This window comes from Bacillus sp. EKM206B (assembly GCF_011066015.1).
Lineage (GTDB): Bacteria > Bacillota > Bacilli > Bacillales > Bacillaceae > Bacillus > Bacillus velezensis.
In genome coordinates this window covers 25929-50086 of sequence record NZ_JAAMNL010000010.1, presented here as the reverse complement: position 1 = coordinate 50086, position 24158 = coordinate 25929, and the positions used below count along the sequence as shown (strand labels likewise).

Below are 24158 nucleotides of genomic sequence, written 5' to 3'. Positions count from 1 at the left end.
CCTTCTTTCAATCGTATTTGCTGTTATTTTGTCTGGAATCGAACCGATTATTCCCGCAAGATCAAAAAAGCCTGCCGGCGATATTCACCGGCAGACTGCTCAATAAAAACAGCCCCGCTTAGAAGCGGGGCTTTCTTTTCGGCTCATTAAAGTCCGATAGACATGTACTTGGTTTCCAGGTACGGCTCAATGCCTTCCGTACCGCCTTCACGGCCGATGCCGCTTTCTTTCATTCCTCCGAACGGCGCTTGAACCGCGGACGGACCGCCGTCATTCCAGCCGATGATACCGTATTCAAGCTGTTCAGAAATATAGATGCCGCGGCGGTAGTTTTCTGTGAAGAAATAAGCCGCAAGCCCGAACGGCGTATCGTTCGCAAGCTTGATCGCTTCATCAATATCTGAGAACGTAACGATCGGCGCAACCGGGCCGAATGTTTCTTCATGCATGATGTTCATGGATGTATCTACATTTGACAGCACGGTCGGTGTCACGAAATAGCAGCCTTTTTCATCGTTTTGGTCATACGTTCCGCCCGTCAGCACTTTTGCGCCTTTTTCCACGGCGTCATTAATTTGGCCGACGATTTTATCGAAGCCTTTTTTGTTGATGACAGGGCCGACGTTTACGCCTTTTTCAAGACCGTTTCCGACTTTGAGTTTCGCAGCTTCTTCACTCAGTTTTTTCGCAAACTCGTCTTTTACGGATTCGTGTACGATCAGCCGGTTCGCACAGACGCAGGTTTGGCCGGCATTTCTGAATTTAGAGGCCATTGTTTGGGCTACCGCCAGATCAAGATCAGCGTCTTCATCCACGATCAGCGGCGCATGTCCGCCAAGCTCCATTGACATATGTTTTACGGTGTCGGCGCTGTTTTTCATCAGGATTTTGCCGACAGGCGTTGAGCCGGTAAAGGTAATTTTGCGGATTTTCGGGCTGCTGGTGAAGACGTTTCCGATTTCGGCTCCGTCACCGATCACCACTTGCAGCACGTCCTTCGGAATTCCCGCTTCATATGCGAGACGCGCAAGGGCGTAAGCGGAAAGCGGCGTATCCTCCGCCGGTTTGATGATGAACGTACAGCCTGCCGCCAAAGCGGGCGCGGCTTTTCTTGTAATCATCGCATTCGGGAAATTCCACGGCGTGATCGCGGCTACCGGGCCGACCGCCTGACGGGTGACGACAATCCGTTTGCCCGTTGTCGGCGCAGGTACTGTTCTGCCGTAAATCCGTTTTGCTTCTTCGGCGAACCATTCAATATAGCCGGCGCCGTATAAAACTTCTCCGACCGCTTCTTCGTACGGTTTGCCGTTTTCTTTCGTAATTAATTCCGCAAGTTCTTCTTTATTTTCAACAATCAGCTCATACCATTTTCTCAAAAGTGAGGCACGTTCTCCCGCTGATGTTTTGGACCATGATTGAAACGCTTGATGTGAACGTTCAATCGCTTTTTCAACATCTTCGGCCGTCTGCTGGGGGATGCTTTCGATCGCCTCTCCCGTTGCCGGGTTGTACACTGTTAATTGTTCTGGCATATTGAACATTCCTTTCTCTGCTATAGTAAAGCCATTGAATGCTAGTTGATGTATCTCACACTTTCATGATAGCAGACACATCCGCAAGCATTCCAATAATTGAACTCACAGAGCTGCTTCGATAATGGAAAGGCCTTCTTTGAGCTGCTCATCCGTCACGACAAGCGGCGTCAGGAATCTGATAATGTTGCCGTTAATGCCGGCCGTCAGCAGCAGCAGTCCGTTCTCGTTCGCCGTTTTGGCGATCGCCGCGGCTTTTGCTTTGTCCGGTTCCCGCGTGTCCGGATCTTTGACAATTTCGATGGCCGCCATCGCGCCGAGTCTGCGCACTTCTCCGATACAGGCATGCTCTTTTTTCCACTCAAGCGCTTGATGCTCGATGATCCGGCCGATCTCCTCGGAACGCTGATTCAGCCCTTCTTCTTCAATAATATCCAAGACCGCAAGCGCAGCCGCACAGCCGAGCGGGCTTCCCGCATATGTGCCCCCGAGTTCCCCCGGCGCGGCGGCATCAAGCATTTCCGCCCGGCCGATGACGCCGCTGAGCGGCAATCCGGCCGCAAGTGATTTGGAAACGGTGATCAAATCAGGAACGGTCCCGAAATGTTCAATCGCAAAATACGTTCCCGTTCTGGCAAAACCGGTCTGAATCTCATCCGCTACAAAAACGATGCCGTGTTTTTGACAAAAAGCGGCGACGTGCTGGACGAAACGTTTTGACGGAATGATGAAGCCGCCTTCTCCCTGAACCGGCTCCATGACGACACAGGCGACGGTTTCCGGTGCAACTGCGGCGATAAAGAAATCCTCAAAAGCGCTGATGATAAAGTCGTCATACTGCTCGTCGCTCATGCCGGCCGGCTTTTGATAATAGTAAGGAAACGGCGCCTGATACACCTCTGAGGCAAACGGGCCGAAACCGAATTTATAAGGCTTCACCTTGCTCGTCATGCTCATCGTCATGTTCGTGCGGCCGTGGAACCCTCTTGTAAATGACACGACAGCCTGGCGCTTCGTATATTTTCTGGCGATTTTCACGGCGTTTTCCACCGCTTCCGCCCCTGAATTGAGAAAAATCGCTTTTTTCGCATGATCTCCCGGCGCAAGGGCGCAAAGTTTTTCGGCCAGTTCAATATAAGACGGATACATCATGACGTTAAATCCCGGGTGAATCAGATCCTCCGCCTGTTTCTTCACGGCCTCCACCACTTTCGGATGGGAATGGCCGACATTCAGCGTTCCGATCGCTCCGGCAAAATCAATGAATCGTCTGCCGTCCAAATCGTACAAAAGCGCCCCTTCCCCTTTTACCGCCATGCTGCGGTTTCCATTGCCGACCCCCTTGGAAACGAATTGATCCCGTTTTTGCTGCCACTGGGCAGTTGTCACTTCCGATGATGCTGTTCGACTCATAGATTCCATCCCCCTGCATTGTTTTCTTATCATTCTGACTTCTTTTTGGTATGATGAAAAGTACCAAAATCAATTTATCCATGGTATCAGAAAGGGGCAGGGTCTGGATGCTGACGATTTCCATTGATCATTCGGAAACGGCGGATTATATCTATCAGCAGATCTATCAGCACATAAAAGCGGCCGTTTTAAAGCGCAGCCTGATGCCTCATACAAAGGTGCCGTCTAAACGGGAGCTTGCCGAGACACTCAAGGTCAGCGTGAATTCAGTGAATTCAGCTTATCAGCAGCTGCTTTCAGAAGGTTATTTATATGCAGTCGAAAGAAAAGGTTTTTTCGTGGAGGAAATTGATACGGTTTATCATGAAGAAACGCCTTCGCTCTCATTGCCTGATAATTTGAAAGAGCGGGAGACGGATAAAAGCGGCTGGATTTCGTTTTCTCATATGAGCGTGGATACGGCGCATTTCCCCCTGAAAAGCTGGTTCCGCTGTGAGCAGAAAGCAGCCGCCCGTTCATTTCATACACTCGGAGAACTCGTCCATCCGCAAGGTTTATATGAAGTCCGTGAAACAATTTCGCGGCTTATTTCCCTGACAAGGGGCGTTACATGCCGCCCGGAACAAATCGTGCTCGGAGCGGGCACGCAAATGCTGATGCAGCTGCTGACGGAACTGCTGCCAAAAGACGCGCTCTACGCCATGGAGAACCCGGGATATATGAGGATGTACCGGCTGCTGCAAAACCTCGGGAAAAAGGTTGCGACGATCAGCCTTGATGAAAAAGGCATGTCCATGAACGAAATCGAAAAACGCCGGCCCTCTGTATTGATCACCACGCCTTCCCATCAATTCCCCTCAGGCGTGATCATGCCGGCTTCCCGGCGGATTCAGCTTTTAAACTGGGCCGCCGAACAGAACGGCCGCTTCATCATTGAAGATGATTATGACAGTGAATTTAAATATGACGCCGATACGATACCGGCGCTTCAAAGCCTTGACCGGTTTCAAAATGTCATCTACATGGGGACCTTTTCAAAATCCCTTTTCCCAGGTCTGCGCATCAGCTATATGGTTCTGCCGCCCGGGCTTTTGCGGACGTTCAAAGAGAGAACGTATGACCTGCATACGTGCAGCACGCTTGCCCAGCTCGCGCTGAAAGAATTTATCGAATCAGGTGAATATCAGAAACATATTAAAAAGATGAAGCAGCATTATAAGAACATGCGGGAACGCCTCATTTCGGCTTTGGAAGAAACATTCGGAGAAAGAATCAGTGTAAAGGGCGCCAATGCGGGGCTTCATTTTGTCACTGAGTTTGACTGCGCCCGTTCAGAAAAAGAGATATTGGAACGGGCGGATGCAGAACAGCTGGATCTGTTTGCGATGAGCCGGTTCCGTCTGAAAGCGGGAGGCGATTCAAATAAGCCGCAGCTCATTCTGGGGTTCGCCCGCCTGAAGGAGAGCGATATTCAAGAAGGCGTCTACAGGCTTTACCGGGCGGTTTTCGGCGCATAAAAAAACCCCCGGAATTCGGGGACTTATTTACCAGCGGTCCGGTTCTGTCTGCAAAATCGCCTCCAGCAGGCCGGGAAACGCCGCTTGTAAATCATCTTTGCGCAGGGAATAATAACGGTGCTTCCCGTCTATGCGCACCTGGGCGATCCCCGCTTCCCGCAGCACTTTGAAGTGATGGGACAGCGTTGATTTAGCGACCCGGACATCAGCGCAGGTTCCGCACGTTTTTTCTGTTGTTTCCGCCAATTGTTTGACCAGCTCTAAGCGGAGCGGATCACTCAGAGCATGAAGAACCTTTGTCAGCTGTAAGCGTTCGGTTTCAGGATGGTTTGGAATGTTCATGAGTCAAATGTAACACATAAAAGCGGCGGGTGACAATTTAGGCGGTGAGGGTTTTTCCTTTACCATTCACTGCGAAACATGTTACAGTTAGTTCGATAATATTCGAACTATAACAAATAAACCCAATCAGGAGGAATAACAATGATCGTCTTACAGGCTTACATGAAAGTAAAAGCGGATAAACGCGAGGAATTTTTAGGAGAAGCGCAATCACTTGTTCAGCATTCACGCGCGGAAGAAGGAAATGTGCAATACGACCTTTTCGAAAAAGTCGGTGAGGAAAATACATTCGTTATGCTTGAGCAATGGAAAGATGAAGAAGCGATGAAATTCCACAACGCAACTGACCATTTCCAAGGATTCGTGGCAAAAGCAAAAGAAGTGCTGAGTGCGCCGCTTGACGTCGTCCGCACAGAACTGTCAGAGTAACGAAAGGATGAATGACATGAACGAAGTCCTTCAAATATTAACAGACCACCGTTCCATCCGCAGCTACACAGATGAACCCGTATCGGATGAGCAGCTGGATCTTATCATCCAAGCAACTCAGGCAGCGCCGACTTCCATTAACGGCCAGCAATTTACCGTTATTGCGGTGAAAGATAAGGAGCGGAAGAAAAAAATATCCGAATTGGCGGGCGGCCAGCCGTGGATTGACCAAGCGCCGGTTTTCCTTTTATTCTGCGCTGATTTTAACCGCGCCAAAATTGCGCTTGAAGAGTATAATGATACACCGCTTGAGATCACGAACGGTTTAGAGTCCGTCTTGGTCGGAGCCGTAGATGTCGGGATTGCGCTGGGTACGGCAACGGCTGCGGCTGAGTCAATGGGACTCGGCACTGTGCCGATCGGCGCCGTGCGCGGCAAGCCGGACGAACTCATTGAATTGCTGAAACTTCCGAAATACGTTTTCCCGGTTTCCGGTCTCGTCATCGGCCATCCGGCAGACCGCTCCGCGAAAAAACCGCGTCTGCCGCAAGCAGCCGTTCTGCATCATGAAACGTATCAAGAAGAAGATTTAAGAACACATATCGAGGCCTATGACAAGCAGATGTCCGAATACATGAAAAAACGCACCGACGGACAGGAAACGAGAAACTGGTCACAAGGCATCACCTCCTACTATAAGCAGCTTTACTATCCTCACATTCGTGAAATGCTTGAAAAACAAGGGTTTAAGACGGATAAATAAGCGGATCAGCCTGCCGGAACACTCCGGCAGGTTTTTTCTATTTCTCAAACAAAAGCGTTGACACTGTGTAAAAATTTTTGTTAATATTTTCATCATATACTCATTGGTTTTCTGTGAACCGATGGGTTTTCTATTGTGACGAAAGAAGGAATCTGGGCTTATGAATGATAAGAAAACGGATATTCTGCTGGCGGCAAGAAAGCTTTTTTCCGGGAAAAGCTTTTCGTCGGTTTCGATGCAGGCGATCGCAGAGGAGTGCAAAGTCTCCAAAGCATCTTTATATAAGCTGTTTGAATCAAAGGAAGACCTGCTGTTGGAGCTGCTGGACTTTAACCAGAAACAGATGGTAGCCGCCGCTTCATTATTGAATGAAGAAACGAGCCTCTCCCCTGAGGAACGGTTTGCCAAAAAACTGATGGCTGAGCTTGAAGGCTTCAGGCGCAATCAGCAGTTTTTTAATATGCTGATGTACGGAAGCTCCTCTTCCATTAATGAGCGGGTAAAACGGCATATTCACAGGGCCCGCTCCACCTTTATCTGCTGGCATCGCGATTCACTGATTCAGACGTACGGCGATGACATTATTCCTTATGTATGGGAGCTGGTGATCGTCCTGCAGGGGCTCCTGAGAGAATGCATCACGCTGATTAAGCTGGAAAAAGAACCGCTCGCCCTGGAGCCGCTCACGGAGTTTATCATCCGCCACCTCAATCTCATCGTCGAAAACAGGACAACCGAAACCGCTTTGCCTCAGGAGATGATTGACCTTTATATCGCCTCCGCTTCCTCATTTGAGCCGAAAGACAAAACCGTATTGCTGGCTGAAAGCCTGAAGGAACTGAAAGAAGCCGTCTCAGCCCTTCCGGAGGAAAAATATGACGCCGCAGGACTCGCTTCCGCGGCGGATATGCTGGAGAAAGAATCAGCGGATAAACAGCCGCGGGATTTTCTCATCAAAGCGCTCATCGGTTATTTGGAGCAGGCCGGACCGCTGCACCAGCCGCTTGCAGCCGTTAAAACATTGCTCAAACTATAAAGAAAGAAGGAATCAGCTTGAATAAGAGTATTAAAACTGCACCATACAACCGCTCTGTCATTGTCGGGATTCTTTTGGCGGGAGCGTTCGTCGCCATTTTGAACCAGACACTGCTTATCACGGCGCTGCCGCACATTATGAATGACTTCAATATAGACGCCAACAAAGCGCAATGGCTGACAACATCGTTTATGCTGACGAACGGGATTTTGATTCCGATTACCGCGTTTTTAATAGAGAAATTCACGAGCCGCACCCTCTTGATTTCCGCCATGAGTATTTTCACGGCGGGCACCATTGTCGGCGCATTCGCCCCGAATTTTCCGGTATTGTTAACGGCCCGGATTATCCAGGCAGCCGGCGCCGGAATTATGCTGCCGCTCATGCAGACGGTATTTCTCACGATTTTCCCGATGGAAAAGCGCGGCCGCGCCATGGGTATGGTCGGCTTAGTTATTTCGTTCGCGCCGGCGATCGGCCCGACGCTTTCCGGATGGGCGGTCGAAGCATTCTCTTGGCGGTCTTTGTTTTATATCATCTTCCCGATCGCAGTCATCGATTTGCTTTTAGCGATTATTCTGATGAAAAACGTCACGACATTACGAGAAACACAGATTGATATTTTATCCGTGGTCTTATCGACCCTCGGATTCGGCGGTCTGCTTTACGGCTTCTCAAGCGCCGGTTCATCAGGGTGGACCAGTGCTGAAGTGCTGACTTCGCTGCTTGTCGGAGCGGTCGCGCTGATTTTCTTTATCGCAAGACAGATGAAGCTCAAAAAACCGATGCTGGAATTCCGCGTGTTTTCTTTCGGGATTTTCAGCCTGACCACCCTGCTCGGAACGCTTGTTTTCGCGCTGCTGATCGGAACGGAAACCATTCTCCCGCTTTACACGCAAAAAGTCCGGGGCGTATCCGCGTTTGATACCGGATTAATGCTTTTGCCGGGCGCGATTGTGATGGGGATGATGTCTCCGTTTATCGGCCGGGTGTTTGACAAAATCGGCGGAAAGGGCCTTGCGATGACCGGATTCTTCATCATCCTGCTCACGTCCCTGCCGTTTATGAATCTGACGGACTCGACGTCTCTCATTTGGATTGTCGTCGTTTATACCGCGCGGCTTTTGGGAACAGCCATGATTATGATGCCGGTGACGACAGCGGGAATCAACGCCCTGCCGCGCCACTTAATTCCGCACGGCACAGCCATGAACAATACCGTCCGCCAAGTCGGCGGTTCTATCGGTACGGCGCTGCTAGTTTCCGTGATGAGCAGCCAGGCCGCGCACGCAAATGCGACAACTCCGGCAAACGCCGCCCTGCACGGCATGAATGCGGCATTTGTCGTAGCCGCCTGCATCGCGCTGGCCGGCTTCCTCCTATCTTTTATATTGAAGAAAAAACCGCGTCAGCCCGAGCAGCAGCAGGCCGTTACGCGGTAAACCAAAAAGAACCCGATCACGTATGTGACCGGGTTCTTTTTTTACTTCTCGATTCCGTCTTTAACTTCTTTCACCATTTGTGCCATGGATTCCAGGCCGCCTCCTGATAAATACCATGTAGCTGAATCAAGGTAGACAACATGGTTGTTTTTCACGGCTTTCACCGATTTTACATAATCATTTTCAACCACTTGTTTTGTTGAAGATTTTGTGCCGATCGCTGTTCCGCGGTCAACGACAAACATGTAATCAGGGTTTGTTTTGGCGATATATTCATAGGAAATGCTTTGTCCGTGCAATGAGGCTTCGATGTTTTTGTCAGCCGGTTTGACGCCGAACACATCATGAATGAAGCCGTATCTTGATTTAGATCCGAACGCGCTGATTTTGCCGTCGTTCGCCATCACCACTAACCCGTTTTTATCCGTGCTGCTTGTCTTTTTCTTCAGATCCGCAATGGATTTGTCAATTTTCGCAAGCTTATCTTTCACTTCATTTTCTTTGTTAAAGATTTTGCCGATCACTTCGGTGTTGTGCTTGAATCTGTCAACGTAGTTTGTATAGTCATCATCAAGATAAATCGTCGGCGCGATTTTTGAGAACTCTTTAAAAGAATCAGATTGTCTGTGGGCGATAATGATTAAATCCGGATCAATATCCGCGACTTTTTCAAAATCCGGTTCTTTTAAACCGCCTGTATTGGCGTATTTATCACTTTTATATGAAGATAAGTATTTTGGAAGGTTTTGTTTCGGAAGTCCCGCCACATGATCCTGTAAACCGAGTTCATCCATCGTGTCCAGCATTCCGAAGTTGAATACGACGACTTTTTTCGGATTCTTCGGCACTTTGACGCCTTCTTTGTTCAGGTCATCTTTGATTGTGATTGTTTCTTTTGATTTGCCTGATGTTTTGTCCCCGTTTCCGCATGCAGAAACAACAAAAATCGTAACGAGTGCAATGAATAGCAATGCGAATTTTTTCATGACTTTCACCTCATCTGGTTTTTAAGAAAAGTACACACCGATCCGCTGACTGTCAATCTCTTGAATCGGGATGGTCATATCATAAATATCTTCAAGCACGGAGGTTTCAATGATCTCCTCCGCAGGCCCTTCTTTGACGATCCGGCCGTTTTTCAGTGCGACGATATGGTCTGAATATACGGATGCGAAGTTGATATCGTGAATCACTACGACGACCGTTTTTCCGAAGTCTTCCACAAGCCGCTTCAACAGCTTCATCATTTCAACGGAATGCTTCATATCTAAATTGTTCAGCGGCTCATCGAGAAAAATATAGTCCGTATCCTGAGCGATGATCATCGCGATAAACGCCCTCTGGCACTGGCCTCCGCTGAGCTGATCGAGATATTTATCCTTTAAGTCATCCAGCTTCATATAACTGAGTGCCTGGTTGATATGCACCCAATCTTCATCCGTCAGTTTCCCCTGGGAATACGGAAATCTGCCGAAGCTGACCAGGTCTTTAATCGTCAGCCTGATATTGATTTGGTTCGTCTGCTTCAGGATGCTGATTTTTTTTGCCAGATCGTTGCTTTTACAGGCCCCGATCTCTTGCCCGTCGACCGTGATTTCCCCGGAATCCGTCTTAATCAGCCGGCTCATGATAGACAGCAGCGTGCTTTTTCCCGCGCCGTTCGGACCGATAAATGAGGTGAGCCTGCCCTTTTGAATGGATAGAGACGTTTTCTCAAGGACGGTTTTCCCTCCGTATTGTTTGCTTACATTTTTGACCTCTACCATGATTTATTCTCCTTTAACAGCAGATAGATAAAATAAATCCCGCCGGCAAAATTAATGATGACGCTCAGCGTCGTGGAAAACGTGAACACTTTCTCCACGACGAACTGGCCCCCGACGAGCGCGACGATGCTGATCAGGACAGAACCCGCGATTAAATACGTGTGCCTGTAGGTTTTTAAAAACTCTCTCGCCAGATTGACGACAAGCAGTCCTAAAAACATAATCGGCCCGACAAGAGCCGTAGAGACAGACACAAGAATGGCGACGACAATGAGCATCTGTTTCACAAGCTTATCGTAATCAATCCCCAGGTTGACGGCGTGCTCCCTGCCGAGCGACAGCACGTCAAAAAACCGCGTGAACCGCCAGACATAAATGCCCGTCAGAAGAAAGACAGCACCGGCAAACCCTAAAAGATCGGTATTGATATTGTTAAAACTGGCAAACATTTTGTCCTGAACAACCTGGAACTCATTCGGATCAATCAGCATCTGCATAAAGGATGACAGACTGTTGAACAGCGTGCCGAACACGACGCCGACAAGCAGAAGGAAAAACACGTTCCGCCCCTCGCCTTTAAACATGAGCTGATACAAAACGAGTGACAAGAGCACCATCAGCCCGACGGAGATGACGAAATTAAGATTTTTGTTCATCATGACGATATTCATTGAACCGAACAGGAACACGATGACGGTCTGAATGAGCATATACAGGGAATCGAGGCCTAAAATGCCCGGTGTCAGTATGCGGTTATTTGTAATCGTCTGGAAGATGACCGTTGAAAACGCGATCGCTCCTCCGGTGAGCATCATGGCAAGCACTTTGAAGCATCGTCTCGGCAGGGAGTATTCCCAATTGCCCAGTCCGTAGAACAGGAAGAATCCGATACATATCATGGCGAGCGCCGCCAGCAGCGTAATTTTTTTATTATGACTCATATGCTTTTCTCCTTAACAGCATATACAGGAAGATGCCGCTGCCGATAACACCGACCATCAGGCCGATGGAAATTTCGTACGGAAAGATGATCACCCTTCCCAAAATGTCGCAAAACAGCACAAAAACAGCGCCCAGCAGAGCGGTGTGAGGCAGGCTGCTCCTCAGGTTGTCCCCTTTGTAAATCGACACCATATTGGGAATGATCAAACCGAGAAACGGCAGCATCCCGACGGTCAGGATCACCAGTGAAGCGATGAGCGACACGATAATCAGACCGATATTGACGACGCGTTTGTATTTCAGGCCGAGATTGACGGAAAAGCTCTCTCCCATTCCCGCCACCGTAAATTTATCCGCATACACATAAGCGATGATCAAAAGCGGGATACTCAGATATAAAAGCTCATACCGGCCTTTGACGACCAGTGAGAAATCTCCCTGCAGCCAAGACGACAGGTTTTGGATCAGGTCATATTTATATGCGATAAACGTGGCGATTGAGCTGACGATGTTCCCAAGCATTAAACCGACGAGAGGAATAAAAATCGCATCATTGAACTTGATTCTCTCGAGGATTTTCATGAAAAGGAAATTTCCCGCCAACGCGAAAACGAAAGCGATAGACATTTTCACAAGCGGACTCGCTGACGTAAAAAGCATTAATGAAATCAAGATTCCGAGCCTTGCCCAATCCATCGTTCCCGCAGTCGTCGGCGATACAAATTTATTCCGGCTGATCTGCTGCATGATTAATCCGCAGATGCTCAGGCTCATGCCGGCGATGATAATGCTCACCAAACGCGGCAGCCGGCTGTCAAACAATGTACCCGCCTGTTCTTTATTTAAATGAAAAATATCCAGCGGCGACAAATCTTCTACACCGATAAATATAGAAGTACACGCCAAAACCGCCAGTAGCAAAAGTAAGTAACGTAGCTTCATGCTGCCTCCCTGCACCCATCACAAACGGTATGACTGATTGCCAAACAACTCCCATATATCCCCACTCGTAATGATTATCATTATCAACGACAACTATAATCTTATCATCTTTCCAAGCGCAGTCAATACAGTTTTGCTTTCAAAAGCGGTCATCCGCGGGCCGTACACTAAATTGTCTTACAATCAGTCTATCAAGAATTTGCAGGATTTTCTATAACCTTCATTTGGCTGCTTATCATTTTTTGCACATGATGACACGCTTGAGGGAAAAAAATCTGACAAACAGCGGCAAAATTCCTCCAGGAAAATACAAATGTTCTCCCTACATAGAAAAAAATCCTTGATTTACATGTTTGAAAGAGAGATAATAAAAATTAAATTTGTGAGAAAATTTAAATATTAGGGGATGTAAATCATGAAAGTTGTAAAATTCGGAGGCAGCTCTCTTGCGTCAGGAGCCCAGCTTGAGAAAGTGTTTCAAATCGTGACGGCTGATCCCTCGCGGAAAGCCGTCGTCGTATCGGCGCCGGGAAAACGCTTCTCGGACGATACAAAGGTGACGGATCTGTTAATCCGCTGTGCGGAGCATTATTTGCAAAAAGGTGCAGCGCCCGAGCTTGCCGAACAGGTCATTGAACGATACGCCGCCATCGCGCGTGAGCTGAACCTGGATTTCTCTATTATAGAAAGAATCCGCAGTGACCTATTCGCTCTTTTAAACAGCAGCAAAGCCAATCCCGATCAGTATATGGATGCGGTGAAAGCGAGCGGCGAGGACAACAACGCGAAGCTGATCGCAGCCTACTTCCGACGGCAGGGCGTGAAAGCGGAATACGTAAGTCCGAAAGAAGCGGGGCTGTTTGTGACGAATGAACCCGGAAGCGCGCAGGTGCTCCCTGAATCTTATGATCATTTGTACCGTCTGAGAAACCGTGAAGGCTTGATCATTTTTCCGGGATTTTTCGGTTACACGAAGGAGCATGAGATTGTGACGTTTTCCCGGAGCGGTTCTGATATTACCGGCTCCATTCTCGCCAGCGGCTTAAAAGCCGACCTGTACGAAAACTTTACTGATGTGGACGCCGTCTATTCCGTCAACCCGTCGATCGTGCGGCACCCGAAAGAAATTAACGAACTGACGTATCGGGAAATGCGTGAGCTCTCCTATGCCGGATTTTCCGTTTTTCATGATGAAGCGCTGATTCCCGCATTTCGGGCCGGCATCCCCGTTCAGATTAAGAATACGAATAATCCGGATGCAAAAGGAACGCGCGTCGTCAGCAGCCGTGACAATACGAACGGGCCAGTCATCGGCATCGCAAGCGACACGGGCTTTTGCAGCATTTACATAAGCAAATATTTAATGAACCGGGAAATCGGTTTCGGCCGCAAAGCCCTTCACATTTTGGAGGAAGAAGGATTGACGTATGAACACGTTCCATCCGGCATTGACGACATCACGATCATCCTTCGGCACGATCAGATGGACTCAGAACTGGAACACAGGCTCGTCACCCGTCTGAAGCAGGAACTTCAAGCAGATGAAGTCACAGTCAGGCACAATCTGGCGCTGATTATGGTCGTCGGGGAAGCGATGCGCCATAATGTCGGCACAACCGCCAGGGCATCCAAAGCACTGTCCGAAGCCGGCGTCAACATCGAGATGATCAATCAGGGGTCATCGGAAGTCAGCATGATGTTCGGGGTGAAAGAAGAACAGGAAAAACAAGCGGTGCGGGCGCTGTATGACGAGTTTTTTGCCGGAGTCTTACTCTCATAGGACACCGCCTCTTTTTTCTCTTGTCCACTAATATCCCTTACAAAGCAGCTTCTTTTACATATTGTATGGTATAGACAATATGGAGGTGAAGCTCATGTCAGGATATTCAGGAGTCAGCTCTTTCGCTTTGATCGTTGTTTTATTTATCCTGTTGATTATTGTTGGTACTGCCTTCGTTGGCGGTTTCTAAGCATCACTCCGTCTATGTGAGGACGCTGCGGGTTTTGACCTGCGGCGTTTTCTTTTGTTTTCCGCCGCTGTCCAAGTCCGGCCGCGCAAAAAAAAAGACTGCCGGGAACATTCCCGGGCAGTCTTTTCCTTTGTTCAGGTTATTTTCTTCTCACGTCATTCCTCTTTCAGCTACATGGAATTCAGCCTGATCTGTCTGGCCTGCACCTGTCACTGTAAAAATCGCGGCGGCTGCTAAACAAATAACAAACCATTTAGATTTCAATTTCATACAAACCCTCACTCCTTTGTATTTGTTTCCTTGCCTCTTCGACTTTCAGAAAATAGTCAGAAGAAATCTTAAAGCAATTTTGTTCATAGTAATATTTAGCTGCTTCTAGTGCTAAATCCTCTATATCGGCGTATAAATTTTTATCTTCCAGGTAACGGAAACATGCGCTGATTTTTTCCTCATCCGGTTTCGCCTGATACAGAGCCTGCAGCCATTCGAATTTTACCGTGTAAACGGGATCGTCTGTTTCTTTAGCATATTCATATCCCCGCTTGTGATATTCCGACGCTTTTTCTTTTTTTCCGAGTTTAAAGTAAATGAGTGTGATTAGAAAATATGCTTGAGGAAGAGAATTGACGATTCTTTGTGATTCAAATGTATCAACCGCCCGTTCAAAGTACGGAATCGCTTCGCCGATGCGGTCCTGATTGTAGTAGCACAGTCCGAGGTTATACAGCGCCCTCCCGACAAGCTGCGCTTTTTGTTCTTTTTCGGCCATTTGCAGAGCGTGCTGAAAATGTTTGGCCGCCTGTTCAAAGCGCCTTTCATCCATTAAATTGACGCCGAATACAAAATGGCATTGAATGATCCGGACGTTATATGTGTCCTGCTCTACGTAAATTTCATAAGCGTTTTTTATATGTATCAAAGAAAAATACGTTTGTTTCATATGATAATAAGCTTCGGCCACTTTAAAATAAAACTCCGCCCGTTCCACGTGGTCCGATACGAAGGCCAGTTTTTTCTCAGCTTGTTTATAATACGTAATCGCTGATATAAATTCTCTTTTATCAAATTCAAACATGCCTTTGAAAAAGTTGACGTAATAATCGAGAAGCCCTTTGAGGCCGGCCTGGCTGTTATCAATGTTATCAAGAATTTCCGACAGGGTCGGCTGGTCTTCTATCTTCAGTTTTTCCAGCGGCTCCAAGTAGTCCAGCATCAGCTGATGGCGAAATTCCATGAGGGAATAATAAAGCACTAAGTTTGAATCAGGCTCCATACGGTCAAGCTCTTGTTTGATCTCGGCCTTCAAGATCTCCGCATCCGGCACGCTGAATGTTCTGATGTATCGATACCACTCGTTAATTTTCTGCCCGACTGCTGAAGAAGGAATTAACCCGCTCTTCATTCCTTCACCCTCCCCATCCAAGACCTGTTTACCAGTTATTTTATCACGTTTCCGTGTCTTTCCATCCCGAAAAACACGCAAACTTTGTTTCGGCAGAGCGCAATTTTCCGAGTGAAGATAAAACAGCCGGCAGCCAGACAGGACTGCCGGTTTCAAGATGATTCATGTTTCGTATTCAGCGGAAGGCGGATTGTAAAGGTCGTGCCTTTTCCTTTTTCGCTGTCAATATCTATCGTGCCCTTGTGCATTTCGACGAGCTGCCTGACGATGGACAGGCCGAGTCCGTATTCGCCGTATGCCGTATTCGTCCGGGACACGTCCGCCTTATAAAACCGCTCCCATATATGCTCAATTTCCTCTTTGGAGATGCCGATTCCGGTGTCTTCGATTTCAATCACTGTTTCTTTATAGCCTTCATATCCGCGCAGCGTGATATCTCCCTTTTGCGTAAATTGAATGCTGTTTTTCGTGATATTGACGAGAATCTGGATCAGCCTGTCATAATCGGCGAACACTTTGACGCCGTCCTCCACCTGAATCCGCAGCTGATTTTGTTTTTCCTCCGCCTGCTGATTGAGATGCTCTTTAATAATTTCAAACACCTCGATGAGCGGCAGACTGAGCTTGTCCAGTTTGATTTGATGGGATCTGATTTTTTCATAATCCAGATTTTCTTTCACGAGCCTGAGCATCCGCTTCGTTTCTTCGCTGATCAGAGAGAAGCATTTCTCTTTATCTTTTTCCGGGATGGTGTTGCTGTTAAGCCCCTCCACAAGTCCGTTAATGGTCGTCAAAGGCGTTCTCAGCTCATGGGAGACATCGGCGATAAATTGGCGCCTCCGTTTTTCCAGGCGGTCAATCTGCTCTCTCGATTGCTTCAGATTTTTGGCCATGATGTTGAAATCGGACGCCAGCATGCCGATTTCATCGCCGCCGCTGTTCTTGAGCGAAATATCGTAATCACCGGACGCCACTTTTCCGGTCGCATCCCGCAATGTCTGAATCCGCTTGACGTGAAATTTAGATAAAAGCCAGCTCAGCAGAATCGTGATGATAAGGGTGCTGATGATCGCGTAAATCATATAGCGGTTGACCTGGCTGATCATCTGTTCGACCCCTCTGACGGGAGACACGAGCAGCACCGCGCCTTTAAATTGATTGTTGATCAAAAGCGGTTTTGCGACAAGCGACACTTCCAAGCCTTCCGTATTAAAACGGTTCATCTCCGCTCTGATCTGAACGGTTTTCCCTTGCTTCAGCATGTGCCACTCTTTACTTTTCAGCTTCTCGCGCGGCGGCATATCGTCAGGAAAAAAGTACGGCCGCTGATGTTCATCAAAAATAATAAATCTGGTCTCGCGCGTTTTTAACATGTCCTGATACGGATACAGGCGGCGCAGATCAAGATCGCGTCCGTTCAGCTCACTTGTGATCTGCTGGGCGTAAGAAGACAGCTCATCCACTTTATTTTGATACGCAAAATCTTTCACAAAATGCGAAAACAGGGAAATGATGATGAAAAAGGCCAAAATCAAAATGCTGACATGGCTTAACAGCAGCTGATATAAGTATTTAATCCTCATCAAATTTGTATCCTACCCCCCACACCGTGTATAAAAACGGTTTTTCGTCACTGGACAGTTTTTTGCGCAGCCGTTTAATATGAACATCAACCGTACGTTCATCGCCGTAAAATTGATACCCCCACACCTGCTCAAGCAGCTGCTCTCTCGAAAAGACCTGGCGCGGGTTTTGTGCGAGATAAAAGAGCAGATCGAATTCCTTCGGCGTCAGATTCTCGACAGGTTGTCCGTGCAGAAACACTTCCCGCGTCTTCTTATTGATTGAAAAACACGCCGTTTCGATCAAGTCGTCGCTTTTTACGGCCTGCCCCGTCGCCCGGTATCTTCTGATCACCGCTTTAATCCGCGCTACTAGCGTCAGCGGGCTGAACGGCTTGGTGACATAGTCGTCCGCCCCCATTTCAAACCCGATCACCTGATCAGACTCCGTGTCCTTTGCGGTCAGCATAATAATCGGCACACTGCTCGTCTCTCTTATTTTCCGGCAGATCGTCACTCCGTCCATTGATGGAAGCATAATGTCCAGAATGACCAAATCCCAGTCCTCTTCCGTGAAACGCTGATAGCCTTCCACTCCGTCATGGACAAATTCGGCTTCAAATCCTTCTTTAAAAAAGAACATTTCCGTCATGGTGCATACGCTTATATTGTCTTCTATCATTAATATCTTCATTGGTTCCTCCGCTTATCTTCACGCTTTTTCTTATAATAGCACCATTTTACCCGGGTGTTTTCGGGTTTCACAATTGTTAGTTTTTATTTCATCATCCGGAAATAGTTTGTTCATATTTTTTTCATACATTTCTCCTACTATAAACATATCAGATAACCGGTCCTAAAGAAGGTCGGTTTTACAAGATCTGACACCCACACGGAGGAACAGACATGAACTTTATAAAAAGAGCCTTTTGGAGCATGAAGGCAAAAAAGGGAAAAACGTTTTTGCAGCTGGTTGTGTTTTCAGTGATTTGCATTTTTGTCCTGTCCGGTCTTACGATCCAGTCAGCGGCAAAGAAATCAAGCGAACTGGCAAGGCAGCAGCTCGGCGGGAGCGTCACACTCCAGGCTGACCGCCAAAAGCAAATGGCGCAGCAGCAAAAAGACGGTGAAAAGAGGCCGTTTGAATCAGCGCCGATTTCCGTCTCGGATGCCAAGAAACTTACATCTTTACAGCACGTTAAAAATTACAACTTCCTCACGACAGCGTCAGCAAACGCAGAAAGCTTTGACGCGATAAAAAGCTCAGGCGAATCAGCCGATAACAGTTCCGGCGGAAGCCGTTTTCAAGGCGGCGGAAGACAGATGATTTCAGCGGACATTTCGGTCGAAGGCGTGCTCTCTACGGCGCTGCTTGATGATTTCACAGGCGGGAGCTCAAAAATCACTGACGGCCGCGCCATCACAAAAACAGATGCGGACGCAAAAGTCGCCGTGATCAATGAAACGCTGGCAGATCAAAACAAGCTGAAGGTCGGCGGCTCCATTACGGTTTCCTCAGCAGCGGATGATTCTGTGAAAACGAAGCTTAAGATTGTGGGAATTTATAAAACAACATCATCAGGAGACGATCAGGCAGAGCATTTTTCATTCTTAAATCCTGACAATAAAATCTATACGCCTTACACCGCCGCGGCGGCGTTAAAAGGGTCTGATAACCAAAACAAAATCAGCTCAGCCGTTTATTATATGGATGATGCAAAATATATTGACTCATTCGTTGCGGCTGCGAAAAAAACATCTATAGATGATAAAACCTACACGCTGACGACAAATGATCAGGTGTATCAGCAAATGGTCGGCCCGATTGAAAATGTCGCGTCATTTTCTAAAAACGTGGTGTACCTTGTATCCATCGCGGGCGCGGTCATTCTCGGGTTGATCGTGATGATGTCGATCAGGGAACGCAAGTATGAAATGGGTGTCTTGATGGCGATCGGCGAAAAGCGCTGGAAGCTCATCGGACAATTCTTAACGGAAATTCTGATTGTCGCGGTTATCGCCATCGGGATCGCATCCGTCACGGGCAGCCTTGTGGCGAATCAGCTCGGAAATCAGCTTCTTTCCCAGCAGGTCAGCTCAGCCGATGATTCACAGCAGCAAACAAGCGGCTGGGGCGGCGGAGAAATGCCGCGGGGAGGCGGCCTGTTCGGTCAGCATTCATCCGGTGCAGATGTCATCAGTACAATGCAGGTAAACGTTTCGCTGAATGACCTTCTGACTCTCGGCGGGATCGGCGTCGCAATTGCCGTCATCGCCACATTACTGCCGTCTGTATCAGTCATGCGGCTTCACCCTAAAACGATCCTGACCAAGCAGGAATAAGAGGAGGCAGCATAATGAGCCTATTAACCTTTCAACAGACCGGCTACTGGTACCAAGATAAATCACAGCCGCTGTTTCAGGATATAACGATCAGCTTTGAAAAAGGGAAGTTTTATACAATTGCCGGCGCCTCCGGGACGGGAAAAACAACGTTTCTGTCTGTGGCGGGCGGCCTTGACACACCTAAAGAGGGAAGCATCCTTTATAACGGAGAAGACATCTCCAAAATCGGATTAACCAAATTCAGAAATCAATATGTCTCTATCGTCTTTCAATCTTATCATCTGATCCCGTATATGACGGCGCTCCAGAACGTCACAACGGCGATGGAGATTACCGGATCTAAGGAGAAAAACAAAGATGCGTTCGCGCTCAGCATGCTGGATAAAGTCGGCATCACCGAACAGCAGGCCCGTCAGCGGGTGCTGACATTAAGCGGCGGACAGCAGCAGCGCGTTTCAATTGCGCGGGCTTTCTGCTGTGACACGGATTTGATTTGCGCGGACGAGCCGACGGGAAACCTCGACGAGGATACGTCAAAGGAAATCGTCCGGCTCTTTCAGGATCTGGCGCATAAAGACGGCAAATGCATCATCATGGTTACGCACGACGAACAAATTGCCAAAGTGTCTGATATCAACATCCGCTTATCAAGAGGAAGTTTCACGGTTAAAGAAAACGGCACGGCCGTTTCCTGATACCGCGCTCCTGCCAGCGCAGACAGGGGCGCACCCTATATCCCCCTATTCAATAGAAGTGAACGTAAAAAGAGCGAGGGCTGCATCCCCCCGCTCTTTTTATTTATATCAGCTGTAAATAACGGTCCATATTTGATTGTCCGGCTGCTTTGATCAATTCTTCCGCCTTTTTCTCTTCTCCCGGCAAAGCGAGCCGGAGTTTGTCTTCAATGTCTTTTTCAGAAAGACCGTTTCCCGGCGCTCCCTTCGGACAGTCGATACGTGTTTCATAGACATGACCGCCGGAAACCGTGACCCGTACAATTGTAAAACGGCCCTTCGGAACGGCGTTGTCAGCCGGCTGAATTTGATCATCGCAGCTGCGGTGAATCCGCTCAAATCCTTTTTGAAGGGATTCCGGAATCGGCTCGGATGTGAAATGTTCAACTGAAAAATCCTTACCGTGCAAAGCCAAGGTGATCACATATTCCACGCTGAATCTTCCCGCTTCGCCTGTTTTCGGACGCTGTTCTGTCAATGCAGCGTCACCGCCCGGCGGATAAATCACGTCGATCCGTTCCGTTTGGCCGAAAGTGAGACCATGTTCGGCCTTCAGCTTGAGAATGGCGTCCGCCGCATGATGAGCCGCCGAGCAAAACGGATAAACCTTAAACCAAAGTCCCGGGCTCACAATCCGCCAAGGTGTTCCCCACCCGTTTACAAGCAGGGTTTCTGCCCGTTCAAGATCGCCGTACAGTCCGAAAAAACCTTTCTCCCCGTCGAGCGCATGAACTGAGCCGCCGAAACCGGCCTTGGCAAGCTGCACGGCGAACAATCCGGCTTGAGCGGCCAGTCCGGCGTGGAGCGGCTTCATTTCTGTCCCGAATTGCACTCTCATGCCTCCGGAACGGGCAGCCGCAAACCCGATTGCTTTCTGCACTTGGGTTTGATTCAGATTCTCCGCGAATCCGACGGCGCATGTGGCCGCAATGGCACCTAACGTTCCTGTATTGTGCCAGCCTTTCTCGTAATGATGCCTTCCAGCTGACTCGCCGAGCCGCGCCATCACTTCAATTCCCGTCACATAAGCACCGAGAAAACGGCTTTTGTCTATCCGGCCGGCTGATGCGGCTGCAATCAAAGCCGGAAGGATGACTGCGCTCGGATGTCCTCTTACATCAGAATGAACATCGTCAAAATCAAGCGCATGTGCGATGAATCCGTTAATGAGCGCGGATTGGGACGGCGTGGTTTTTTGATTTCTGCCGATAAGCGGCGCTATCGGCACCCCGCCTTCTTCTTCGGCCAATTTTACCAGCTTTTCAACTCCTTTATCCCGTCTCCCCGCAAAAGCTGCCGCTGTAAAATCAAGCAGTCCTTTGCGCGCTTCTTTCATCGCTTCAGCGGATGTTTCCGGCACAGACGACATGACGGCCTGAGCAAGTCCGGCCGTCAGATTTTCCGTATTCATTCCGTCTGCTCCAATACGTTGACGGCAAGCCGGGCGAAAAACTCAGCCGCTGCCGGGAGCGCTTTTTCGTCGAGTGTGAAGGCGGGATGGTGCCATTCTTCTGTTCCGTTTGTTCCCATCCAGACGAAAAAGCCAGGGATTTTTTCTTGATATAATGCAAAGTCTTCGCCGCCGGGCGACTGTTCTGCCCAAACGGTCTGAAGCCCGAGGCTTTCAGCCGTTTGTTCCGCCGCCTGTATGAAACGGGCGTCGTTCATCACTGACGGAAGGTAAGGATACCAGCGGAAATCAGCCTCTGCCCCGAACCCGGCCGCGATTCCTTCGGCAACCCGCTTCATATGTTTCGGAACAGCGTCACGCGCTTCCTTTTGAAACGTCCGGACGGTGCCTTCCATTTCAACATGGTCCGGGATGACATTCCAAGAGCTGCCGCCTTGAACTCTTGTGATGCTGACGACAGCATTATGAAGCGAGCTGATATTTCTGCTGACAACTGATTGCAGGCCGCCGATGATCTGTCCTGCCGCCTGAATCGGATCAATGCTGTTATCAGGGATTCCGGCGTGGCCGCCTTTTCCTTTAACAGTGATTTCAAAGCGGTCGACACTCGCCATCAGCGGGCCTTCTTTCAGACCGACCGTGCCGACGGGGAGGTCAGGTTTGTTATGCATGCCGAATATCGCCGATACACCGTCAAGCGCGCCGGCTTCAATGACCTGTCTTGCTCCGGCGGCGATTTCTTCCGCGGGCTGAAAAATAAACCGCACCGTTCCTTTCAGCTCATGCTTTCTCTCATTTAATAAAAAAGCCGTGCCGAGGATAGATGCCGTATGGAAATCATGGCCGCAGGCGTGCATCACGCCGCTGTTGCGCGAAGCAAACGGAAGGTTTGTTTTCTCTTCGATCGGCAATGCGTCGATGTCCGCTCTGACGGCGATGACGGGGCCGCTTTTGTCTCCTTTGATTTCAGCGATCACTCCGGTTTGAAGTTTCGGCATATCGAGAACCGTGATTCCTTCTTCCTCCAGCCAGCGGCGGATTTTATTCGTCGTTTCGTATTCCTCGCCTGACAGCTCAGGGTGTTCATGAAGGTCGCGGCGGATATTGATTAAACGTTTGTTTAATGATTCATACGTTTCATTTGCCATTTCTTCTTCTTCCCTTCTTAGACAAGTTCGGCGGGCTCTCCCACTTGCTTAATGAATTTTTTCGTCCGTTCGTTCTGCGGATTGTCAAACAGCTCTTCCGGCGTTCCCTGTTCGATGATGCGTCCGTCCGCCATAAAAATAACATTGTCGGCCACTTCACGAGCAAAAGCCATCTCATGCGTGACGATGATCATGGTTGTCTGTTTTTCGGCAATTGATTTGATGACTTGGAGCACCCCGGCTACAAGCTCAGGGTCAAGGGCCGAAGTCGGTTCATCCAGTAAAATCGCGTGAGGATCAACGGCCAAGGCACGCGCAATCCCGATCCGCTGCTGCTGCCCGCCTGACATCGTAATCGGGTAGCTGTCCGCTTTGTGTTCTAAACCGACTTGCCGCAACAGATCCATACCGATCTGTTCCGCTTCTTTTTTCGGTTTCTTTTGCGCGGTGATCAGCGCCTCTGTCACATTTTGCAGGGCGGTTTTGTTTTTGAACAGGTTGTAATTCTGAAACACCATCGCCGTCTGCTGGCGAAGCTTGTGTACGTCTTTGCGCGAATAGGACGCTGCATTCAGCTTTGCATCACCGATTTCAATGATGCCGTCATCCGGGCGCTCCAGCAGATTCAAACAACGGAGGAGCGTTGATTTTCCCGAGCCTGACGGGCCGATGATGGCCGTGACTTCGCCGCTTTTGATCTCAAGATCGATCCCGTCAAGTACGGTAAGGTCTTTAAATGCTTTTCGAATATGTCTGACTTGTATCATCCTGAGCCTCCTCCTATGTGCGATAAGGCTTGCTGATCGCCCGTTCGAGCAGATCCTGCAGCACACTGTAAATAATCGTAAGAATCCAGTACATGACCGCGACGGCTAAATACGTCTCAAAATATTTGAGGTTGCCTGATGCGTACATTTTTCCTTGGGCGAACATTTCCATCACTCCTAATGTAAAGGCGAGCGATGTTTCTTTTAACAGGCCGATAAACGTATTTCCCGTCGCGGGAAGCGCGTTTCTGACGGCTTGCGGGAAAATGATCCGTCTGTACGCCTGGGATTTTGTCATTCCGACAGACAGACAGGCTTCAAGCTGCCCCTCATCTACTGAGTTGAGCGCCGCGCGGAAGATTTCAGCCAAGTAGGCGGCATTCTTCAGGCTTAACCCGATAATCGCCGCAGTTAACGCCGTCATCTTGCTCATTCCGGGAAACAGCTGAGGCAGGCCGTAATAAATTAAGAAAAGCTGGACGAGCGTCGGCACGCCCCGGAAAAATGAAATATACACCTTTGACAGCTGGTGAAGCACAGGAACACGATTTTTTGTGATAAGCGCTAATATAAGGCCGCCGATTACGGCAAATACCATGGCCGCGACGGCCATTAGTAATGTGATCGGCAAGGCTTCGATTAACGCGGGAAAAGCTGAAAACATAAATCCCCAATCAATGCTGTTCATTCT

General features: G+C 48.8%; 24 protein-coding genes. 9 read left to right on the top strand and 15 right to left on the bottom strand.

What is annotated here, in order from left to right; translation table 11 throughout:
- Positions 1 to 146: 146 nt before the first annotated feature.
- Together gabD and gabT are read right to left on the bottom strand one after the other, a co-directional pair.
- Positions 147 to 1535 carry a succinate-semialdehyde dehydrogenase gene (gene gabD, locus G9F50_RS16525; protein WP_007410282.1) on the bottom strand — a complete coding sequence of 463 codons (1389 nt, stop codon included), beginning with the start codon at positions 1533 to 1535 and terminating at the stop codon, positions 147 to 149.
- A 105-nt stretch (positions 1536 to 1640) separates the two neighbouring features.
- The gene (gabT, locus tag G9F50_RS16520) at positions 1641 to 2948 is read right to left on the bottom strand and encodes a 4-aminobutyrate--2-oxoglutarate transaminase (RefSeq protein WP_060563084.1); all 1308 of its coding nucleotides are present in this window, start codon (positions 2946 to 2948) and stop codon (positions 1641 to 1643) included.
- A 107-nt stretch (positions 2949 to 3055) separates the two neighbouring features.
- On the opposite strand from gabT, the gene gabR reads away from it, so the two are divergent.
- The gene (gabR, locus tag G9F50_RS16515; RefSeq protein WP_060563083.1) at positions 3056 to 4465 is read left to right on the top strand and encodes a MocR-like transcriptional regulator GabR; all 1410 of its coding nucleotides are present in this window, start codon (positions 3056 to 3058) and stop codon (positions 4463 to 4465) included.
- A 27-nt stretch (positions 4466 to 4492) separates the two neighbouring features.
- Here gabR and G9F50_RS16510 read toward each other — a convergent pair whose 3' ends face one another.
- Positions 4493 to 4807 carry an ArsR/SmtB family transcription factor gene (locus tag G9F50_RS16510; RefSeq protein ID WP_012116810.1) on the bottom strand — a complete coding sequence of 105 codons (315 nt, stop codon included), beginning with the start codon at positions 4805 to 4807 and terminating at the stop codon, positions 4493 to 4495.
- Between the two features lie 141 nt (positions 4808 to 4948).
- Here G9F50_RS16510 and G9F50_RS16505 point away from each other — a divergent pair, with 141 nt between their 5' ends.
- The 4 genes from G9F50_RS16505 (at position 4949) to G9F50_RS16490 (ending at position 8477) form a co-directional block, all read left to right on the top strand.
- Entirely contained in the window at positions 4949 to 5236 is a 288-nt protein-coding gene (locus G9F50_RS16505) for a putative quinol monooxygenase (protein WP_003156323.1), read from the top strand.
- Positions 5237 to 5252: 16 nt separating this feature from the next.
- Positions 5253 to 5999: an oxygen-insensitive NADPH nitroreductase gene (nfsA, locus tag G9F50_RS16500; RefSeq protein WP_060563082.1), complete on the top strand. Its 747-nt coding sequence runs from the start codon at positions 5253 to 5255 to the stop codon at positions 5997 to 5999.
- Positions 6000 to 6159: 160 nt separating this feature from the next.
- Complete coding sequence (locus tag G9F50_RS16495; protein WP_060563081.1) at positions 6160 to 7035, top strand: TetR/AcrR family transcriptional regulator; 876 nt, start codon at positions 6160 to 6162, stop codon at positions 7033 to 7035.
- Between the two features lie 17 nt (positions 7036 to 7052).
- Positions 7053 to 8477, top strand: a complete 1425-nt coding sequence (locus tag G9F50_RS16490; RefSeq protein WP_025284231.1) for an MDR family MFS transporter — start codon at positions 7053 to 7055, stop codon at positions 8475 to 8477.
- A gap of 41 nt (positions 8478 to 8518) precedes the next feature.
- Here G9F50_RS16490 and G9F50_RS16485 read toward each other — a convergent pair whose 3' ends face one another.
- Genes G9F50_RS16485 through G9F50_RS16470 form a run of 4 tightly spaced genes read right to left on the bottom strand, consistent with a single transcriptional unit; the run spans position 8519 to position 12127 of the window.
- On the bottom strand, positions 8519 to 9463 hold the full coding sequence (locus G9F50_RS16485; RefSeq protein WP_025284230.1) for a siderophore ABC transporter substrate-binding protein: 945 nt from the start codon (positions 9461 to 9463) through the stop codon (positions 8519 to 8521).
- A 21-nt stretch (positions 9464 to 9484) separates the two neighbouring features.
- Positions 9485 to 10243 (bottom strand): iron ABC transporter ATP-binding protein, encoded by a 759-nt coding sequence (locus tag G9F50_RS16480; RefSeq protein ID WP_003156330.1) that lies wholly within the window; start codon positions 10241 to 10243, stop codon positions 9485 to 9487.
- Positions 10237 to 11184: an iron chelate uptake ABC transporter family permease subunit gene (locus G9F50_RS16475; protein WP_007410274.1), complete on the bottom strand. Its 948-nt coding sequence runs from the start codon at positions 11182 to 11184 to the stop codon at positions 10237 to 10239. The genes G9F50_RS16480 and G9F50_RS16475 overlap by 7 nt, the downstream gene beginning before the upstream one ends.
- Entirely contained in the window at positions 11174 to 12127 is a 954-nt protein-coding gene (locus G9F50_RS16470; protein ID WP_059366593.1) for an ABC transporter permease, read from the bottom strand. Before G9F50_RS16470 ends, G9F50_RS16475 begins: the two co-directional genes overlap by 11 nt.
- A gap of 415 nt (positions 12128 to 12542) precedes the next feature.
- Between G9F50_RS16470 and G9F50_RS16465 the strand changes: the two genes are divergently transcribed.
- Entirely contained in the window at positions 12543 to 13907 is a 1365-nt protein-coding gene (locus tag G9F50_RS16465) for an aspartate kinase (protein ID WP_060563080.1), read from the top strand.
- A 79-nt stretch (positions 13908 to 13986) separates the two neighbouring features.
- Positions 13987 to 14097, top strand: a complete 111-nt coding sequence (locus G9F50_RS16460; protein WP_369878517.1) for a YjcZ family sporulation protein — start codon at positions 13987 to 13989, stop codon at positions 14095 to 14097.
- Positions 14098 to 14247: 150 nt separating this feature from the next.
- On the opposite strand, the gene phrC is transcribed toward G9F50_RS16460, so the two are convergent.
- From phrC to yclJ, 4 genes are all read right to left on the bottom strand, one after another.
- Positions 14248 to 14367 (bottom strand): phosphatase RapC inhibitor PhrC, encoded by a 120-nt coding sequence (gene phrC, locus G9F50_RS16455; protein WP_003156334.1) that lies wholly within the window; start codon positions 14365 to 14367, stop codon positions 14248 to 14250.
- A complete protein-coding gene (locus G9F50_RS16450) occupies positions 14351 to 15499 on the bottom strand; it encodes a Rap family tetratricopeptide repeat protein (protein WP_003156336.1) in 1149 nt (382 codons plus the stop codon). Before G9F50_RS16450 ends, phrC begins: the two co-directional genes overlap by 17 nt.
- 152 nt (positions 15500 to 15651) lie before the next feature.
- Positions 15652 to 17085 carry a two-component system sensor histidine kinase YclK gene (gene yclK, locus G9F50_RS16445; RefSeq protein WP_162262652.1) on the bottom strand — a complete coding sequence of 478 codons (1434 nt, stop codon included), beginning with the start codon at positions 17083 to 17085 and terminating at the stop codon, positions 15652 to 15654.
- Positions 17072 to 17755, bottom strand: coding sequence for a two-component system response regulator YclJ (yclJ, locus tag G9F50_RS16440; protein ID WP_060563078.1), 684 nt, complete (start codon positions 17753 to 17755; stop codon positions 17072 to 17074). Before yclJ ends, yclK begins: the two co-directional genes overlap by 14 nt.
- Positions 17756 to 17967: 212 nt before the next feature.
- Between yclJ and G9F50_RS16435 the strand changes: the two genes are divergently transcribed.
- Both G9F50_RS16435 and G9F50_RS16430 read left to right on the top strand, forming a co-directional pair.
- On the top strand, positions 17968 to 19404 hold the full coding sequence (locus G9F50_RS16435) for an ABC transporter permease (RefSeq protein ID WP_060563077.1): 1437 nt from the start codon (positions 17968 to 17970) through the stop codon (positions 19402 to 19404).
- 14 nt (positions 19405 to 19418) lie between these two features.
- Positions 19419 to 20102, top strand: coding sequence for an ABC transporter ATP-binding protein (locus G9F50_RS16430; protein ID WP_060563076.1), 684 nt, complete (start codon positions 19419 to 19421; stop codon positions 20100 to 20102).
- A 103-nt stretch (positions 20103 to 20205) separates the two neighbouring features.
- Here the strand turns inward: G9F50_RS16430 and G9F50_RS16425 are convergent, their stop codons facing one another.
- From G9F50_RS16425 to G9F50_RS16410, 4 genes are read right to left on the bottom strand one after another with little or no spacing between them, the layout of a single operon-like run.
- On the bottom strand, positions 20206 to 21552 hold the full coding sequence (locus G9F50_RS16425; RefSeq protein ID WP_060563075.1) for an MmgE/PrpD family protein: 1347 nt from the start codon (positions 21550 to 21552) through the stop codon (positions 20206 to 20208).
- The gene (locus tag G9F50_RS16420; protein ID WP_060563074.1) at positions 21549 to 22700 is read right to left on the bottom strand and encodes a M20 peptidase aminoacylase family protein; all 1152 of its coding nucleotides are present in this window, start codon (positions 22698 to 22700) and stop codon (positions 21549 to 21551) included. Before G9F50_RS16420 ends, G9F50_RS16425 begins: the two co-directional genes overlap by 4 nt.
- A gap of 17 nt (positions 22701 to 22717) precedes the next feature.
- Positions 22718 to 23467 carry an amino acid ABC transporter ATP-binding protein gene (locus tag G9F50_RS16415; protein ID WP_060563073.1) on the bottom strand — a complete coding sequence of 250 codons (750 nt, stop codon included), beginning with the start codon at positions 23465 to 23467 and terminating at the stop codon, positions 22718 to 22720.
- A gap of 13 nt (positions 23468 to 23480) precedes the next feature.
- On the bottom strand, positions 23481 to 24155 hold the full coding sequence (locus G9F50_RS16410) for an amino acid ABC transporter permease (RefSeq protein WP_007410261.1): 675 nt from the start codon (positions 24153 to 24155) through the stop codon (positions 23481 to 23483).
- Positions 24156 to 24158 lie beyond the last annotated feature (3 nt).